The organism is Desulfosporomusa polytropa (assembly GCF_055380075.1).
Map to the genome: position 1 here is coordinate 2,314,585 of NZ_AP042400.1, position 18,988 is coordinate 2,333,572.

An 18,988-nucleotide genomic window follows, 5' to 3' on the forward strand; every position below is an offset into this window, starting at 1 on the left:
GTACTTTGAACATATCTATCGTGAGTATAATAGTAAATTATTGCTGTATAATTGCTATTATTTCTGAAGGCGCATTTCATCACATTTGCCTCCGCGACGGTTGGCGGTGCCACCAATACGTTCTGGACTGTTTTCGCGATGGTTGTGTCGCTTAGCTACGGCTGCGCCACGCTAAAGAGACCGACTTGAGCACATACCGTGAGTGACACGATTGCAAAAAATATTTTGTTTACAATTCTCATTCTTTTTCCCACTTTCTTTTTTAAATTTCCACATTATTTAAGTCGTTCATTCTTGTTGCATGCTTCCATTGTAACATAAATAATACCAATAAAGTTTAAACAAAGTCTAAACTTTATTGGTATGTTTGACAATAAAAAATTATTCTTTCCACCATTAGTAATTATAGAGCCAATGGTCAAACAATCAATCAGACGGGAGCAGTCTGACGTTCTTCTTGCTTCTGTAGATTATACGAACATACGCACGGGCGTTTTCTACTTATTTTGCTTCGGGCATTCTATTGTCTTTTTTTGATAACCCGTCTGATGAGTAATTTATAAAGTGCTTCTTTACCAGCATTTTGCAAATTACTCATGAGTGAAGCTTGGTTCTACCGAAAAAAGCGCTTGTTTTCTGAGACAACTCCGAAATGTGGGCTCTCAGAGTAATAGTCGCCAGAATACAATAATATTCAAAAAAGTGGTCTTAACCCTTATTCCAAAAGAGCTAGAACCCCTTTTTCGCCGTTATAAATGATACGGTTCCCCGTATCACCTCTAACAGCGAAATTTACCTTTTTTCAAAAGAAGCGAAATAACCGTCCGCTGCGCTTCTTCAGAAACGCTCCATTGCTCCTTAACTTTTAAAAAATATTTCTTTATTGGCAATTATCTTTTCCATCAACTGATCATAGTTGATTTCTGCGACCGATTGATTGCCATAGGAATCAGTACGTGTAAGCTTATGCGCTTCATTGCCGCTTATGTACCGCATTTTATTTGTTGTATAGTCAGTGACTGCCTTTTTCAATTCCGTGAAAAAAGCATTCTTAGACTCATCGGAGTCGTTTACTTCATAAGGAATCTTATAAAGCATGCCGAGCATGCAAACACCTTGTCCCATTTTTTCGCCCAGAAATACTTCCGGCTCCAATCCGAACGCTTTGATGATATTCATCGGGGCATCGGCCGCATCAAATACATAATAAAGCGGGGATAAGATCTCTACCCCATACTTGTCGGCAATAGGGCCGGCGATAACCTTTTTGAACTCAGGCAGTTGTTCAGGCAGAAACCGTTCAAAAAAACTATAGCCGTCGGCAATCTTGGAGACTCCAATACTCGCGCTATATTTGGCAGTAGTAAAATGCATGATTAATTTGCAGGAACAACACAATAATCCAGTCGGATAGGCATGCATATCATCATGAAATGACCTAAATCCCAAATAAGCCATAATTTCCCGAACATCAAAATACATAGCTGTCATTTTATTCTTTACAAGTCCATTAGCTGTGAACAATTCAAGTTTCTCTTTGATTTTACTTTTTACTTCTTCCGGGTACATACAACCGTTATTCAATGCATAGAGGAACAGCTCTGCATCCGGAAATTCCTTAGCTATCGTCAACAACACCGCGGTACTGTCCTTCCCGCCGGAATAGAGAATTCCGATCTTCTTGTCATTCGGTGAAAATAATTTCCTAACACTTTGCAATGCCTCTTCCACCTTGTTTTCGTTCATACTTTCATCCCCCAATACATCTCTCATTACTCAATACTTTATGAAGAATACAAAGTTCGGTTCTTGTGTATCCTTAACCAACTTCCACATATCATACTTATTTACCATAAAAATACAAGTTCCTGCAAACTAATATAAATTTGCAGGATAAATAGCATCATTTCATATTTTATTCTTAGAATCCCTTCCAACCCTTCACCATCACCAATGATACGGTTCTCCTCGATAAATCTTAATGTATGCTTATAACATCAAGCACTCATACATTTTCACGTAAACAACCTTATTTCGGCAAAAATTTCGTGTAAAAGTATAGGGGGGTGTCGACCCCCAACGTATGTTCGCCCCGTTTAATACGTCTACGCGAACATAAAAACACACATTTTAAATTTATCAAAACCCGCGAAGCCTTACGGAATAAGGCTATTTCGGCTCTATCACCGCAACGCACTCAACATGAAACGTCTGCGCAAACATATCAACAGGCTGAATCTCCCTTGTCTTATAACCCAAGTCATTCAAAATGGCCAAATCCCGCGCCAGCGACGCCGGATTGCAAGATACATAAACAATCCGTTTAGGCTCCATACTTACAAAGGTCTCTAGCACCTTCTGCTCACAGCCCGCACGGGGTGGATCGACGACAATAACATCTGGTTTGATGCCTTGTTTGAACATGCGCGGCATAACGGCTATTGCATCACCGACGATGAATTCAACGTTGGTGATATTGTTATTGATGGCATTTTGGCGGGCATCGTGGATAGCCGGTTCTACTATTTCGATGCCATATACTTTAGCTGCCTGTCGAGCCAGGAAGAGGGTGATAGTACCGGTACCACAGTAAGCGTCAATAACGGTCTCGTTGCCAGTTAAACCGGCGTACTTGACGGCTTGATTATAGAGTACTTCGGCCTGGACTGTATTGACCTGGAAAAATGAGCGAGCCGATATGGCAAAGGTGAATTCGCCCAGTTTATCAGTTATGGTACCTTGGCCCCAGAGGGTACGGGTTTTATGACCCATTATTATATTGGTACGCTTGTCATTAATGTTTTGAATAATACTGACAAGCCCTGGCAGCTTGGCTGTTAGTCGTTCAATAAGGGCTTCCTGCTGAGGCAGTCGCTCAGTGGCTGTTACCAATACAATCATGACTTGGCCGGTTGCTGTGCCGACCCGCCCTAGGACATGACGAATAATTCCCTGGCCGGTATGCTCATCATAGGGTTCAATACCAAATTCTTCGATTACATTCCTGACTTCCCTGACAATGTCATTATTGATTTGATGCTGTATAAGGCAGTTACCCGTATCGATAATAATGTGACTTCCCTGAGAAAAGCAGCCAACTACTATTTTGCCATTTTTTTTCCCGACCGGGAACTGCATTTTGTTGCGGTAATACCAGGGGTTGGCCGCTCCCAAAGTGGGATGAACAAGAACCTCTGACAGCTTACCAATACGGGTAATGGCGTCGACCACCTGTTGCCGCTTGGTTTTCAGCTGTTCTTCATAGTTTACATGCTGTAGCTGACAGCCACCACAGAGGTTGTATATCCCACATTCAGGGGCAATGCGGTGAGGCGACGGGGTTTCAACTGTTGCAAGACGGCCAAGAGCATAGGTCTTTTTGACGGTAGTAATGACTGCCGCCACTTTTTCTCCCGGCAGAGCGCCAGGGATAAATACGGTGAAGTCTTGATAACGCCCTACGCCTTCACCACTATGTCCAAGACCAGTTATGTCAATTGTATAAGTATGTCCCTTTTCTACGGGAACTGATGAAGCTTTGTTTGCCACAAATGTCACCTTTTCTTTTTTAAAATCATGAGGGGTACGGGGAGAGATTGCCACGCTAGCGCTCGCAATGACCGTAGGAAGAGGAAAATTGTGTGATTGCCATGCTGGCGCTCGCAATGACCATGGGGGCAATAACAGAGGGCGGAGATGTCCGCCCTCTTTGCCTACGCTTTCTTATCTAATTTGTCCTCTGAAGCTTTGCCTAGCTTAATCAGTGTATCAGTATATTCTTTGAGCTTTTCGCTAACTAAGGCGTTGACTGTACCTGGTGGATAAGTTCCATCAGAACTTGGTTCACCAGCAGGTGTGCCTGTCAGGACTTCAATCCCCTGGTCGATGGTTGCTACCGGATAGATATGAAATTGACCTTGGCGCACAGCCTCGATGACCTCGTCATTTAACGCCAAATTACTGACGTTTTGATGCGGAATCATTACCCCTTGCGTGCCTGTCAGTCCTTTTAGCTTGCACACTGAGTAAAAGCCTTCTATTTTTTCGGTTGCACCACCAATAGGCTGAATCTCGCCTTTCTGGTTAACTGAGCCTGTAATGGCTATATATTGTTTGATCGGCAATCCAGCTAAACTGGATAATATAGAATATAGTTCCGTACTTGATGCACTATCACCATCAACCCCGTCATATAACTGTTCAAAGGTCAGGCTGGCCGTCAGGGTCAGGGGATATTTCTGAGCGTATTTCTGTCCCAGGTAACCACTCAGGATGAGTACGCCTTTGGTATGGCTGGTACCGCTGATCTTAGTCTCACGTTCGATATTGACAACACCGCTTTTACCCAGATACGTATTCGCGGTTATGCGGGAAGGTTTGCCAAACATGTACTCGCCTACAGACAATACTGCCAGACCATTGACTTGCCCGACCTTTTCACCCTCGGTGTCAATCAAGAGATGTCCTTCGGCAAACATTTCCTGCAGACGGTCTTCATATTTATTCGCACGATAGCGTTTTTCTTCGATGGCTTTTTTGATATGTGCGGCTGTAACAATCTCACTATTGTCCATGGTGGCCCACACATCGGCTTCGCACAGTATCTCAACAACATCATTAAAACGGGTGGTAAGTTTGGTTTGCGTCCCCGTCAAGCGTGAACTGTATTCAACAACCCGGGCAACTGCTGCTTTGTCAAAATGCTTGAGTTCTTCCCGTTTGACGGTGGAACTGATAAATCCCGCCAATTTTTGAATGTTGCCGGCGTTGTTCTCCATAACTACGTCAAAATCGGCATGAGCTTTGAATAGTTTCCGGAAATCTTCATCATAGTTGTATAACAGCTGGTAGATTTGGGGATTGCCAATAAGCACTACTTTAATATGAATAGGAATAGGCTCTGGTTTCAGTGAGGCCATAGCCAATACACCATATTGTTCGCCTAGATTCTCAATCTGCAGTTTTTTCGTCTTAAGTACCCGTTTCAGGGCTTCCCAGGCACCGACATTTGTCAGTACATCACGGGCATTTAAAATCAAATAGCCGCCATTAGCCTTGTGCAATGCGCCTGGCTTAATCATGGTATAATCAGTGCTAACCACACCCATACGGGTTTCATACTCAGCCCGGCCCACTAAATTATAGTAGGTGGGATTAATTTCTACAATAACAGGTGCCCCCTGGGTCTCGCGATGGTCTACCAGCAGATTAACGCTGTATTTGTCTTTGGCATCCGGGGCAGGACGCTTGAGCAAAGCCAGTGGGTTATTATCCTCTTCCTGCTGGGGTTTAAACTCATTAATATTTTTGGATACATCCTGCTTGATGGCCTCCAAATAATCGACAACAGTTTTATGTCCATCATATTTCTCTTTAAGTTCATCAATTAAGTGTCCGGCAGCAAACAACCCAATTTTGATATCAAGATGTTTTAACTCTTCGCGCGTCGCCCGTTCTAATAGCTGAATACGCCGAACAACCTCCATCCCTTTTTCATGGACAGCAAATAAATTTTTCTCAATGGCGTCACGCTGTTCTTTGGCAAGCTGCTGAAAATCCTCAGGCGCTAATGTCTTGCCTTCCAGCATCGGCAAGCCGACAAAGCCAGTAGAACTCCATTGTGGCGATATTCCCTGGGATTCGGCATATTCGGTAAATTCTTCCACCATAACTGACCGTTGTTCTTGGTACTGTTTCACCAGTCCGGCTTTGGCCTGTTCATAGTCTTCACTGCTAAATACTTTAGGAATATCAGTTTTTAAGTCCTCGATTAGTTCTTGCATATCTTGCTTGAAAGTGTATCCCATACCAACAGGCAATGCTAGGGCAATGGGCTGCCCAGGAGTTTCCAAATTATTTACATAACACCAATCATAGGGAAGCTCTTGCTTACTGGCTACTTTCTTTACCGCTGCTTCCGCATAAGTAATTTTACCAGTACCGACCAGACCGGACATGAAAATATTATAGCCTGGATTTTTGGTAAAAAGACCAAATTCAACCGCCTTTACGGCCCGCTCCTGACCAATCATGACTTCCAGCGGCGGCACAGTTGCGGTTGTTGTAAAGGTAAACGCAGTTTCATCACAGTTAAAGCGGAGTTTTTCGACCGGCAATTCCTGACTTATTGTCATGAAAAGAAGTCCTCCCTTTGTTTTTCATCTACCTATTTATGTAGATTTTTCCACATAAATGTTTTCTACTTGCTAATGAAAAAATCCTGCTACACTAAGGGCACTCCCAGAACCATCATTACTATTTTACTGGTATTGATAAACGAGTGGGCTGTAATTGAGGTTATTAGTGACCCTGTCCAAACATAAAGTAAGGCAAAGCCAATGCCGACAATAATCATTTCCACCAGCCAGTAGGCATTGAAATGAAAAAGAGCAAAAATAGCGGCGCTGACTACTGCTCCACCCCACAGTCCCCACTTGTCTTTGAGCGGCAAAAAGGTAAACATGCGATACAGTATTTCTTCTGTCACCGGCGCGGCAACACCAGCCAAAAATAATGGGATGAGCAGCTGCTGCCAGGACACAGCAGCCTGTACCTGCGCTACAATCGGATGTTGGGTTGGTGATACTAACAGCGTAGTCGTATATAGCCGTTCGCTATACAGGCTGATAAATAATAGTGCTACCCCGCCAGCCAAGCCCTTCAGTACATTTCGCCCCCAATTATTTAGGGAAAATCCTAACTTTGTCAGATCACCTTTAGTATGACGTACTGTCCACAATACCAGCGCTATTACTAGTAAGCGATCAGTCAGCTCAATAACAACCGGGCTGGCAGCAAAAAATAACGGATAGATTAGCCGCACGATCAGGATGCCAACAGCTAAGCGTAAAATATGAACAGAAAGTACGGCGCGTAAATTCCAGGTGGCTTTTAGCATATTGTCACCCTCTTTTTTTAGGTACATCAATACCATTATATGCGCTCCTACCTGCTTTCATACAAAAAACAGGGTGTGGAAATCCACACCCTGTTTGGCAATTTATGCAACTATTATAGTAAGGCTAACCGCTCTTTTAAAAGTTTGTTTACAAGCTCTGGATTAGCGCGGCCTTTGCTTTGCTTCATAACCTGGCCAACCAAAAATCCGATAGCTTTTTCCTTGCCTGCTTTAAAGTCGGCTACCGATTGCGGATTAGCGGCAATGGCGCCGTCTACGATAGCGACAATCGCACCTTCGTCACTAATTTGGACAAGGCCCTGTTCTTTGACAATACTCTCGGCATCTTTGCCGCTGTCCCACATGCCTTCAAATACTGTTTTGGCAATCTTGCCAGAGATAGTTCCTTTGGCAATAAGCCCAACCAAGCTGGATAGCTGCACCGGCGTAACCGGGCATTCCTCGACCGGTTTATTGGCTGCATTCAAATGCTTGGAAACCTCGCCCATCAGCCAGTTGGCTGCCGTTTTGGCGTCAGCTCCAGCCTTAACGGTGGCATCATAGTAGTCAGCCATCGCACGGCTGGCTGTAATGGCTTCGGCATCATATGCTGACAAACCATAATCGGCCATAAGCCTTGTTTTACGGGCATCAGGCATTTCGGGCAAGTTGGCCCGGATGCTTTCGACCTTAGCGGGATCAACCACAATCGGAACAAGCTCAGGCTCGGGGAAATACCGGTAGTCATGAGCTTGTTCTTTGTTGCGCATGGACAACGTTACTCCCTTGCCTTCATCCCAGGAGCGGGTTTCCTGAATAATGTGGCCGCCTTCTCCCAGTACTTCTGTCTGACGCTCTACTTCATACTCAAGACCACGCTGCACAGAACGGAAGGAATTAAGGTTTTTCAACTCGGCTTTGGTACCCAAAGGCTCTGTACCAGCCGGGCGGAGTGAAATATTGGCATCACAGCGCAAACTGCCTTCCTCCATCTTACAGTCAGACACATCAATATATTGCAGAATGCTCTTCATTTTTTCCAGATAAGCTTTGGCCTCTTCCGGTGACCGAAGATCAGGCTCAGACACGATCTCGATAAGCGGTACACCGGTACGGTTGTAGTCTACCAAGGCGTATTCACTATTGCTGATAGTGCCTGAATGTACTAATTTACCGGCATCTTCTTCCATATGAACCCGGGTAATACCGATGCGTTTAGTCTCACCATTGACTTCAATATCCAGATAGCCGTCAACAGCAATTGGCAAGTCATATTGCGAGGTCTGATAGTTCTTCGGCAAATCAGGATAATAGTAATTTTTACGGTCAAATTTGCTGAACGGCAAGATTTTGCAGTTGAGAGCCACGCCTGCGCGTATGGCAAACTCGACTACTTTTTCGTTAATGACAGGCAGCACCCCAGGAAGTCCCAGACAGACCGGACACACATTGGTGTTTTGGTCTGAACCAAATTTGGTGCTGCAACCGCAAAATATTTTAGATTTAGTTTTAAGCTCTGAATGGACCTCAAGTCCAATGACTGTTTCATATTTCATGGCATTAAACCTCCCCCAACGGCGCAAAACGCGTATGATAATCGTTGGCCTGTTCGAAGGCGTAAGCCGCCTGGATAATAGTGGCTTCAGCCAGCGGTTTGCCAATAATCTGCATGCCGACAGGCAGGCCAGCTACAAAACCGCAGGGAATGGATATACCAGGCAGACCAGCCAGGTTAATAGGAATGGTGCAAACATCCTGCAGGTACATGGCCAGCGGATCGCTAAGTTCGCCAATTTTGAAAGCCGTTGTCGGCGCTGTTGGCGTAATCAGTATATCAACTTCGTCAAAGGCTTTATCAAAATCCTGTTTGACTAACGTACGCACTTGCAGTGCTTTGAGATAGTAGGCATCATAATAGCCTGAGCTTAGCGCATAGGTGCCAAGCATGATGCGGCGCTTAACTTCAGGGCCAAACCCTTCGCTGCGAGTCTTTTTATACATATCAATGATGTCACTGCCAAGTGCACGATGGCCAAAACCAACCCCATCAAACCGGGCAAGGTTCGAGCTGGCTTCTGCCGGAGCAATGAGATAATAGGCTGGGAGGGCATACTCGGTGTGTGGCAGGGAAACCTCCTTGACTTCTGCACCCATAGCGGTTAGCTGATCAACAGCCCTTTTGATGGCTGCCGCAACTTCTGGTTGAATGCCAGCACCGAAATATTCTTTGGGTAAGCCAATTTTGAGTCCCTTAACATCTTGTACCAATGCTTTGGTATAGTCAGGAGCTTCTTCATTAATGGATGTAGAATCTTTGGCATCATACCCGGCAATGGCATTAAGCACAAGTGCACTGTCGGTAACATCCCGGGTAATAGGACCAATTTGATCCAGTGAGGAAGCATAAGCTACCAAACCATAGCGGGAAACACGACCATATGTTGGCTTGAGACCGACATTACCGCAGTAGGCGGCTGGCTGACGGATGGAGCCACCAGTATCTGAGCCCAGCGCCCAAATAGCTTGTCCGGCAGCCACTGACGAAGCCGAACCGCCGCTTGAGCCGCCAGGAACCCTATCAGTATCCCACGGATTATGGGTAACGAAAAAACCTGAATTCTCAGTAGAACCGCCCATGGCAAATTCATCGCAATTGGCTTTACCTGTCAGGACGGCATTCTGGGCTGCTAGCCTGTCTACCACAGTAGCATCATAAGGCGGAACAAAGTTAGCCAGGATTTTGGACGCGCAGGTAGTCTTAATTCCTTTGGTGCAAATATTATCTTTCAGTGCGCCAGGGATACCAGCCAGCGGTGCAATCACTTCGCCACGCGTGATTTTGGCATCAACAGCAGCGGCCTGCGCCAAGGCTTGCTCCCTGGTCTCCGTTATGTACGACCGTATCTGGGGTTCAACAGCGTCTGTTCGGGCAATTACTGACTTTGCCAGTTCGACGGCTGATATTTCTTTTTTTGTCAACCGTTCATGCAGTGCATGAATCGTGTGTTTGAATAATTCCACGTACGTAGCCTCCAATCGCTTAGCCTTCCATTACCTTAGGTACCTTAAAATAGCCGTCTTCTGCTTCAGGTGCATTGGACAGCGCAAGTTCTTGCGGTAGAGAGGGTTTAACTTCATCTGGCCTCATAACGTTTTTCAACTGTAAAACGTGAGCCGTAGGCTCAATGCCTGTTGTATCCAGTTTATTGAGGACATCCACGTATTCTAAGATGGCATTTAGTTGGCCAGAATAAGCCTCCAGTTCCTCTGCTGTCATTTCCAGACGTGACAATAGAGCCACGTTTTCAACATCTTGGCGGGTTATTTTCATAGTCTCACCTTCCTAAAAACAAAATGTGCCAATATTTTCAATAAGAAATATTATATCATGCCTCAGGCTTTTGCACCAGCGCCAGAAACTCTTCTTCCTTACCTAATCATTTCCATTAGATCATCCTCTGTGATAACCGTAACGCCTAAACTTTGCGCAGTTGCCAGTTTACTACCAGAATTTTCACCCGCGAGAAGATACGATGTTTTCTTCGATACGCTCCCAACAACGCGCCCGCCATGCTCTTCAATTAACGTAGTTGCTTCATCTCTGCTCATTGTTGGCAATGTCCCAGTAAGAACAAATGTTGTACCCTCAAACCGTTTATCAATTGCTTTGTTTGCAGCTCTTGATTTCATATTAACGCCAGCTCTTTCAAGCCGTTCAAGTATAGCTCGGGTTTGGGGTTCAGCAAAAAATTCAGAAATCGCTTTAATACTTACTTCGCCAATACCTTTGATATCTCCGTTTGCCTTTAGTTCTTTCTCGACATCACTTAGCTGTTTCTTTACTTCCCCGAGCATTGTTACATCTTCTGGCTGCGTAGAAGTTTTCAGTATCTTTTCCATTTTACTGCGTTCTTTTTTTAGTTGTTTTTCGCTATCTTTTAGTTGCTTATATTTATTATAACTAATCTTGGCAATAGCATATATGTCAGGAAAATTCCCCTCCAAAATACTTCCAGTTTGCTTTCCTATGTTGGGTATACCAAAGCCATTTACGAGACGCTCAAGACTTTGATCTTTGGAGCGTTCTATAGCCATAAGTAAATTATCGGTGCTAGCTGTGTAATCTGGCTCCTTCATTTTACGTGGTCGCCCATCCTTACGTGGAGCTAATTTTTTACGAGGTCGAGGAGTAATCCCATTAGCAATAAATTCATCCCGATGATTTTTTAGATAATATATATCGGCAATATCCTTTATATAGCCCTTGTCCATAAGCGAATGTACTGCAGCCGGACCTAACCCCTCTATATCCATTGCACCTCTTGAAGCAAAATGAATAATCAGTCGTGCCAGTTGCGCGGGGCAATTAATCCCGCTGCAGCGGATATCAGCTACATCTTCACCCCGGAGTGCAGGTGCGCCGCAGACCGGGCATCTGTCAGGAATTTTAAAAGGGACAGTTCCTTCCGGACGTTGTTCTTTGATGACACTTACGATCTCGGGAATGATTTCCGCAGCTTTACGTACGATTATAGTATCACCGATACGTATATCCAAGCGATCAATCTGATCCTGGTTATGCAATGATGCCCGAGAAACTGTCGTACCTGCTAACCTAACTGGTTCCAAAATAGCTAAGGGAGTTAGTCTGCCGGTTCGGCCAACGTTTACTTCGATATCTAACACGTTAGTAAGCTTTTCTTCTGGAGGGTATTTATAAGCAACAGCCCATCTCGGTACTTTTGAACTGGCACCCAGTTTTTCGCGATCAGCCAGGTTATCTAACTTTACAACGGCACCATCTATGCCGAATGGCAACTCACCGCGTGTTTCTCCGATTATGGTTATTGCATTCCAAACTTCTTCTTCCGTGGTACATGTAACGAATTTTGGTACTGAAAATCCTTGAGTCGATAGCCATTCAAGCGTCTTAGCATGAGATGTGAATTCCTTTCCTTGAATTGCCTGAAGATTAAAAACGAAAATAGATAAATTTCTTTCCGCAACTACACTAGGATCTAATTGGCGCAGCGTGCCTGCAGCACAGTTCCTAGGGTTAGCAAAGATTTTACCTTCTATCTCTTCTTGCCGTTCATTGACTACCTCAAATGCTGCATTGTCCATATAAACTTCACCACGTACTTCAAGATACGGAAGTTTTTCTAGGATTCTTTGCGGCACAGTCTCGATCATCATTAGATTATCTGTTATGTCTTCGCCATAGCTTATACCATCGCCACGGGTCATACCTTGGATAAACTTTCCGTCTCGATATCGTAGTGCAACAGAAAGACCATCAATTTTGTGTTCTACAATAAATACCGGCTGCTCAACATCCTTCTGGATCTTCGTAATAAAATCTGCAACTTCATCTCGCGAAAATCTGTCATCAAGTGAAAGCATCGGAACGTTATGAACAACTTGTTTTAGTTCTCTCTTAGCTTTACCGCCAACGCGCTTTGTAGGAGATTCCAGGGTCACTAGTTCAGGGTATTGAAGTTCAAGCTTCTTCAGTTCTCGCAGCATACTATCATATTCATAATCGGTGATTTCCGGCGCGTCTTCCTCATAGTACTTCTGATTATGATACTTTATCTGTGCTCTAAGCTGTTCCATTTCCTGGGCAGCCTCTGTCAAGCTAGCCGGTAGTGCGGTATTCATGTCATAACCCCCGAAAGAAATTTAGACTCTGCTGATAGGCGCCAGTTGGGCCACCAATTTTTTGATACCCTCATTGGGGAAAGCAATGTTCAACTGCATATTACTGCCGCTGCCGGTAACAGCGACAATGGTACCTGTGCCCCATTTAGCATGATACACCTTTTCGCCTGCTTTCCAATCCACATTCTGGGGTTTGGCCGGGTTCTGCACCATACTTTTAAGCAGTGTCAGCTCTGGCTTTTCCACAACTTTGGGAGGCATAGTGAACCCTACAGGACGGCTGGTTTGCATCGGCGTTACGTGACTGGGCCGCTTAGGCGCATACTTTTCAATAAGCTCAGGCGGAATTTCGTCAAGGAACCTTGAGGGAGAATAGCATACGATATTGCCGTAAATCATACGCTGGCGGGCATTGGATATATATAGCTTACGCTTTGCCCTGGTAATACCAACATAGCATAGACGGCGCTCTTCCTCAATCTCCCGCTCATCCATCAGTGTCCGAACATGGGGGAATATTCCTTCTTCCAAGCCAGCCAGAAATACCATGGGAAACTCCAGTCCTTTGGCCGAGTGTAAGGTCATGACGGTAACCTGATCATCATCCCCGTCTTCTGACTTATCACTATCTGTTAGCAATGATACATGGCTCAAGAAGTTTTCCAGAGTGCTATCCTCTTCGTTTTCCGCAAACTTCTTAGCATCACTGACAAGTTCTTTCAGGTTTTCAATGCGGTTGGGAGCCAAAGGATCATCATCGCTTTCCAGTTCAGCTAAATATCCAGAATCACGCATCACTTTATCTACCAGTTCAGCAACTGGTAATGTATTCTGGCAAGCCATCAGATTAAAGATAAGTTCAGCCAGCTTTTCTAACTGGTTCTTGGCACGGGCGGTTAAGCCTGGCACTAAATCAGGATTGGATACAGCGTCAAACAACGGTACATTATTTTTAGCAGCATATTCGGATAGATGTCTAATGGTAGTATCGCCAATTCCCCGGCGAGGAACATTAATAATACGCAGTAGGCCGATAGCATCTGCCGGGTTAAAAAGAACCTTAATATAGGCCATGATGTCTTTGATTTCTTTCCGATCATAGAACCTAAGACCACCCACCATGGTGTAGGAAATAGCAGCATTGCGCAAGGCTTCTTCCAGTACCCGTGACTGGGCATTCGTACGATACAAAATAGCCATATCTTTGTAGGGTGTACGATAAACCGTATTGAGTTTAATAATATTATCGGCAATATAGCGAGCTTCGTCCCGTTCGTCAACCGCCAAATAGTGGGTGATTGTCTCTCCTGCTTGATTATCTGTCCATAGAGACTTAGGTTTGCGGTTGGAGTTATTTTCAATAACCGCATTGGCAGCATCAAGAATGATTTGCGTAGAACGGTAATTTTGTTCAAGTTTAATGACCTTGGCTTCAGGATAATCGCTTTCAAAATCCATGATATTCTTAATATCAGCCCCGCGCCAAGCATAGATGCTCTGGTCAACATCGCCTACCACACAGATATTGCGGTACTTGGCCGCCAGTGTCCGTGCAAGCAGATACTGAGCCCTATTGGTATCCTGGTATTCATCAATCAAGATATACTGAAACTTATCCTGATATTTTTCCCGGACTGTGGCATTATATTCCAGCAATTCCACCGCCAACATCAGAAGATCATCAAAATCAAGCGCATTATTGGCTTGTAACTTCTTCTGGTACTGCTTATATACTTCAGCTACCCTGAGATTATAAAAATTATCAGCTTGGGCGGTAAATTCCCGCACATCCTGTAGCGCGTTTTTGGCATTGGAGATGGTGGATTGCACACCATTTGGCGTAAACTGTTTATCGTCCAGGTTAAGTTCTTTTAAACAGCCTTTAATAACTGACTGGGAATCGCTGGCATCATAGATAACAAAATTCCGGGTATAGCCGCCGAGGTTTTCAATTTCCATCCGCAAAAACTTGGCACAAAAGGCATGAAACGTACTCAACCAAATGTCTTTAGCAACATGACCAACTATCCCGGCTACCCGTTCTTTCATTTCAGCAGCCGCTTTGTTGGTAAATGTAATGGCCAGAATATTATACGGCGCCACTCCCTGGGCCAACAGATTGGCAATCCGACTGGTTAGTACCTTGGTTTTGCCTGACCCCGCCCCGGCCATAATTAACAGCGGCCCGTTCACATGGGCGACAGCTTCCTGCTGGGCTGGGTTCAGACGGTCAAAAATGTTTTGCATAGCTTCCTCCGTATGTTAAGTAGGGTTAACATGATTATTTTCTCCATATGTTTGCCTTTTCCTGTCGAATGGCAGAAAAAAATAAGAGCCTGCACTTACAGACTCTCGAAATTCTTACTTTTCATTAATATGCTTGCATAAGCTTTACACCCTTTTGCAGCATCACTATGCCTTTAGCTCCCAGTATTTCGACAGCTCTGTCTACATCCTCTTCGCTGACTTGGGCCGCCAAACCTTCACAGGAAGCACTTAATTCGCGCGGTACAGGTACGAGTTCAGCAATGATACCCTGTTCCTTTAATATTTTTTTGGCCCTAAAGGCATGATAGACAGATGGAAATGTAATAACACAATTCATAGACTGACCCTTTCACCGTATGCAGCATAGTACATTATCTGCGCTATTTGGATATGTTAATAGTATACTCACCGCCTGCTTCTGAACATTCCACCCGGAAGTTCTGTGACTTGGCAAATTTAATAATATTTTCTTTAGCCGGCGGCTCGTCAACCACAACACTGACTGTTTCTGCCCCAGCTAATGCGTCTTTGGTCCGAATGAGCGGTATTGGGCAGCTTAACCCTCTCAAATCAAGAATATTCGCCATAACTTATCAGACTCCTTTGCTTACCGGCACAAGTTTTTCTCTATATACATAACCTAAAGCGGCAATTATAACAATTCCCACTACTACGGCAATTTGCCCATTGATGCCAACACCAGCGGCTGAACCAGCGGCATTAAGATTGTGGGCTACACCAGCACCAGCCAGCATGCCCAATACGCAAAACATGGCGTCTGTATTGCCTTCACCTGCCATAATCATTTGCCTTAGCGGACACCCGCCTGCCAATGTAGCTGCCAAACCTGTAAGAAATAGTCCGAGGAAATTCCAAATATGCATGGTATGCGCCAACGGTTGATTTTCAAAACCCAATTTGAAAAAGCCAAAATAAAGATTACCTGCCAAAGCAGCTACAAACATGACTCCGTAGATTTTAAGCAATGAGGTTTCGCCCACAAGTATAAAATCACGAAAACCGCCACTCAGACACATACGAGTGCGCCCAGCCAATGCGCCTGCTGCTAGACCGGCAAGTAGGCTAATGATAATCGGGGCATGCATGGAGCCTGGTCCTTTCGCACTAAAATTTAAAAAGCCGGCCCCCATACTTACGGCAATAAGCAGTACCAGCGCAGCAGCTGCTGCCAGATAACCAGTAAGCTGCACACCACCTGTATAAACATGCGCCCGTCCCAGGTTGAAACCACGTTTCAAAAATACTACACCCACACCAATGCCAGCAATAAAGCCTGCCAAGGCTGTAAGACCATTGAGGTCACCACCTGCTACCCGCAGGATGGCCCGCAACGGGCAACCCAAGAAGACCAAAGCCCCGATCATCATGGCCATCCCCAGCACAAACCGTAATGCCGGGTTAGAGCCGCCACGCGGCCTAAATTCACCGCCAAGGCGGGACAAGCCGAAAGCTCCCAGTATAAAACCAATAATTTCCGGGCGGGCATACTGCAAAGTAGCTGCACTGTGAATACCTAGCGCTCCAGCAATATCCCGCAGTTGACAGGCAGCACAAAAGCCATAGTTGCCTGGGTTACCAAACTTGACCAGCAGAACTGCTCCTAGGCCAAATACCACACCTGTGGCAATAATTAACCAATTCACCCTATCACCTCATATATAATATTTTTATTACATCAATAAATATTATATATCTACAATAATATTCCTGCTTGTTTAGGGCGTTAACAGGAAAATTTATCTTTGCTTACGAATTACTATAGTTATGTTTTATTAACAAGCGAGGTGAGCACATGTCCTATATTCAATCCTTAACCGTATTTTTAAACGTTGCTGAAGAAGGCAGCTTTTCCGCGGCCGCCAAAAAGTTAGAACTTACACAACCGACTGTGTCTTTTCATATTGACAATCTGGAAAAAAATTTTGGATGCCCGCTGTTTATTCGGACATCCAAAGGTGTTTCTTTAACAATTTATGGTGAAAAACTCTATGATACTACCCGGACAATCAATGGCTTGATTGCCGGCACTCACCAGGAAATTCGAGCCATGGCGCAGGGCTCCGCCGGACGAATCCTGCTTGGCGCCAGCACCATTCCGGCCGATTACATTTTGCCGCCACTTGTTGCGAACTTTCTCAAGGACCATCCCGGCCTAACGCTATCTTTGGTAACAGGTGACAGCCAGACTGTCTTTGAAAAGTTTACCCAGGGTGAAATCCCGATCGCAGTAGTTGGTGCAAAACCAGCAGATCATCTCAGCAGTCACCCGCTTTGGCACGACACACTGGTACTTGCCGCCCATCCCGATTTTGCAGCTTATACCCAAGGCCCTGCCCAAGACTGGCTGCTTACCCTGCCATTTGTTTTACGAAAAAAATCCTCAGGCACAGCTAGAACAGCTTTAGACGCATTGGCCCACTTGAATATTGCCGCAGAACAGCTTAATGTAATTATGGAAGTAGGCAGTAATCAGGCAGTAAAAGCGGCTATTCTTACTAAAATCGGTGTTGGCTTTATCTCGGCCTGGGCGGTTACAAACGAGTTAAAATCCGGTCAACTCATTTCTCTGCCATTACCAGGTCCGGCCATTAAGCGCCAGTTCTACGCTGTCAGCAGACAACCGTTGTTTCCCGCCTGCCTTGAGTTATTCTGGCAATATCTCATTACTCAGGATACCGCTCCTGCTACTCTAACCTGATTACGTCCACCATTTTTAGCTTCATACAAAGCTTTATCGGCCAAAGCAATCAATTCCTGGGACTTGTCTGCCAAAGATATTTTCCCACCAGCAACGCCGATACTTACTGTTACATGATCAGCAATCTGAGAAGCACTATGCGGGATATTACACGTTTCAATGGCGCTGCGAATTTGCTGTGCCACTTCATAGGCGCCATCCACTCCGGTTTCTGGAAGGATAATAACAAATTCTTCGCCACCATAACGGGCCAGCAAATCAGCGGGACGTTTTAATACACTACCAGCTGCCACTGCTATCTTTTTAAGACAATCGTCACCTTCCTGGTGTCCATACGTATCATTATAATATTTAAAAAAGTCAATATCGAGGAAGACAATTGACAAGTCATGCCCTGCGCGAATGGCCCGTCGCCACTCCATCTCAAATATTTGGTCAAAATGCCGCCTGTTCGCAATACCGGTTAAACCGTCCAGCGAAGACAGGCGGCTTAGTTCTCTGTTGAGGCCTTCCAGCTCTTCCAATACTTTGACCAATTCCGCTTCGCGGGCTTTGCGTTGATCAATCGCATGCTTCATATTAAGTGCCGAATTAACCCGTGCCTTCAGTTCCAGTTGCTTAACTGGTTTCGTAATAAAATCCATAGCACCGGCGGCAAAGGCTTTCTCCAGCGTTTCGGCATCGTCACTCGCGGTGATTACAATAACAGGTACGTCTTTAAAACATGCATGCGATTTAATCAGCCTGCAGGCCTCAATTCCATCGATACCTGGCATAACACCATCCATAAGAATAAGCTCAATATTCTCAGCTAAGCAGACCGGCTGATCCATCCCTAACAGCGCAAAGGCATCGGTTGCTGATTCGGCAATAAGAATATCCCCCAAACCATGCTTTTCCAACAATCGTTTAATCAGTGCCCGGCTGTCAGCCGAGTCATCAACAATTAAAATAGCCATGCACTATAACCTCCAAGCCGCTATTCGTAGTGAATTTCGACATGTTCAAGATACGTTTTCATTACTTGCACTAATTCGCAGGCCTTATCGCCTTCCTGTTGCTTGCCAGCCTGTTCAATGGCCGCCCCCAGTTTTGTTATCCTAGCAAAACCATAACCGCCCCCAATACCCTTGAGATTATGGCCAATATTTATTATTGTTTCATAATCCCCGGTAGCTGCGGCAGCGTTAATTGCCTGAATATCTTCTTGACGTTTCTCTATAAAGCCCGGAATTAAATCCTCCAGGTCACTATCAATCACAACACGGTTGTTCACACTAGCTTCCGTTACAAGAAACTTACAAAAACCTAAGTAAGTTTGCACTCTTGTTTCGGTTTTTCAACTCCTTCATTTTTGAATTTTAAACCTTCTATTTTATATACTTAAATAAGCTGGGCATCTTTCTCATATAAATCTCCACAGTCCTGCTACGTTTTTCGAC

Annotated in this window: 15 protein-coding genes; 1 reads left to right on the plus strand and 14 read right to left on the minus strand. The window is 44.8% G+C overall.

The window, feature by feature from the left end:
• Positions 1–858: 858 nt before the first annotated feature.
• From ACZ449_RS12790 to yedE, 12 genes are all read right to left on the minus strand, one after another.
• Positions 859–1,746, minus strand: coding sequence for a hypothetical protein (locus ACZ449_RS12790; protein WP_464261371.1), 888 nt, complete (start codon positions 1,744–1,746; stop codon positions 859–861).
• Between the two features lie 423 nt (positions 1,747–2,169).
• The gene (gene rlmD, locus ACZ449_RS12795) at positions 2,170–3,549 is read right to left on the minus strand and encodes a 23S rRNA (uracil(1939)-C(5))-methyltransferase RlmD (RefSeq protein ID WP_464261372.1); all 1,380 of its coding nucleotides are present in this window, start codon (positions 3,547–3,549) and stop codon (positions 2,170–2,172) included.
• Between the two features lie 164 nt (positions 3,550–3,713).
• A complete protein-coding gene (locus ACZ449_RS12800) occupies positions 3,714–6,134 on the minus strand; it encodes a Lon protease family protein (protein ID WP_464261373.1) in 2,421 nt (806 codons plus the stop codon).
• A gap of 89 nt (positions 6,135–6,223) precedes the next feature.
• Complete coding sequence (locus tag ACZ449_RS12805) at positions 6,224–6,934, minus strand: lysostaphin resistance A-like protein (RefSeq protein WP_464261374.1); 711 nt, start codon at positions 6,932–6,934, stop codon at positions 6,224–6,226.
• Between the two features lie 77 nt (positions 6,935–7,011).
• Positions 7,012–8,454, minus strand: a complete 1,443-nt coding sequence (gene gatB / locus ACZ449_RS12810; RefSeq protein ID WP_464261375.1) for an Asp-tRNA(Asn)/Glu-tRNA(Gln) amidotransferase subunit GatB — start codon at positions 8,452–8,454, stop codon at positions 7,012–7,014.
• A gap of 4 nt (positions 8,455–8,458) precedes the next feature.
• Positions 8,459–9,919, minus strand: a complete 1,461-nt coding sequence (gene gatA / locus ACZ449_RS12815) for an Asp-tRNA(Asn)/Glu-tRNA(Gln) amidotransferase subunit GatA (protein ID WP_464261376.1) — start codon at positions 9,917–9,919, stop codon at positions 8,459–8,461.
• Positions 9,920–9,938: 19 nt separating this feature from the next.
• A complete protein-coding gene (gene gatC / locus ACZ449_RS12820) occupies positions 9,939–10,229 on the minus strand; it encodes an Asp-tRNA(Asn)/Glu-tRNA(Gln) amidotransferase subunit GatC (RefSeq protein WP_464261377.1) in 291 nt (96 codons plus the stop codon).
• 98 nt (positions 10,230–10,327) lie between these two features.
• Positions 10,328–12,559 (minus strand): NAD-dependent DNA ligase LigA, encoded by a 2,232-nt coding sequence (ligA, locus tag ACZ449_RS12825; RefSeq protein WP_464261378.1) that lies wholly within the window; start codon positions 12,557–12,559, stop codon positions 10,328–10,330.
• A 21-nt stretch (positions 12,560–12,580) separates the two neighbouring features.
• The gene (gene pcrA / locus ACZ449_RS12830; protein WP_464261379.1) at positions 12,581–14,806 is read right to left on the minus strand and encodes a DNA helicase PcrA; all 2,226 of its coding nucleotides are present in this window, start codon (positions 14,804–14,806) and stop codon (positions 12,581–12,583) included.
• 124 nt (positions 14,807–14,930) lie between these two features.
• A complete protein-coding gene (locus ACZ449_RS12835; RefSeq protein ID WP_464261380.1) occupies positions 14,931–15,164 on the minus strand; it encodes a putative Se/S carrier protein in 234 nt (77 codons plus the stop codon).
• 43 nt (positions 15,165–15,207) lie between these two features.
• Positions 15,208–15,414, minus strand: coding sequence for a sulfurtransferase TusA family protein (locus ACZ449_RS12840; RefSeq protein ID WP_464261381.1), 207 nt, complete (start codon positions 15,412–15,414; stop codon positions 15,208–15,210).
• 6 nt (positions 15,415–15,420) lie between these two features.
• On the minus strand, positions 15,421–16,491 hold the full coding sequence (gene yedE / locus ACZ449_RS12845; RefSeq protein ID WP_464261382.1) for a YedE family putative selenium transporter: 1,071 nt from the start codon (positions 16,489–16,491) through the stop codon (positions 15,421–15,423).
• Positions 16,492–16,640: 149 nt separating this feature from the next.
• Between yedE and ACZ449_RS12850 the strand changes: the two genes are divergently transcribed.
• Entirely contained in the window at positions 16,641–17,546 is a 906-nt protein-coding gene (locus tag ACZ449_RS12850; protein WP_464261383.1) for a LysR substrate-binding domain-containing protein, read from the plus strand.
• Here ACZ449_RS12850 and ACZ449_RS12855 read toward each other — a convergent pair.
• Both ACZ449_RS12855 and ACZ449_RS12860 read right to left on the minus strand, forming a co-directional pair.
• Entirely contained in the window at positions 17,516–18,505 is a 990-nt protein-coding gene (locus ACZ449_RS12855; RefSeq protein WP_464261384.1) for a GGDEF domain-containing response regulator, read from the minus strand. The two genes, ACZ449_RS12850 and ACZ449_RS12855, sit on opposite strands and share 31 nt — an antisense overlap.
• 20 nt (positions 18,506–18,525) lie before the next feature.
• Positions 18,526–18,822 carry an Hpt domain-containing protein gene (locus tag ACZ449_RS12860; RefSeq protein ID WP_464261385.1) on the minus strand — a complete coding sequence of 99 codons (297 nt, stop codon included), beginning with the start codon at positions 18,820–18,822 and terminating at the stop codon, positions 18,526–18,528.
• Positions 18,823–18,988 lie beyond the last annotated feature (166 nt).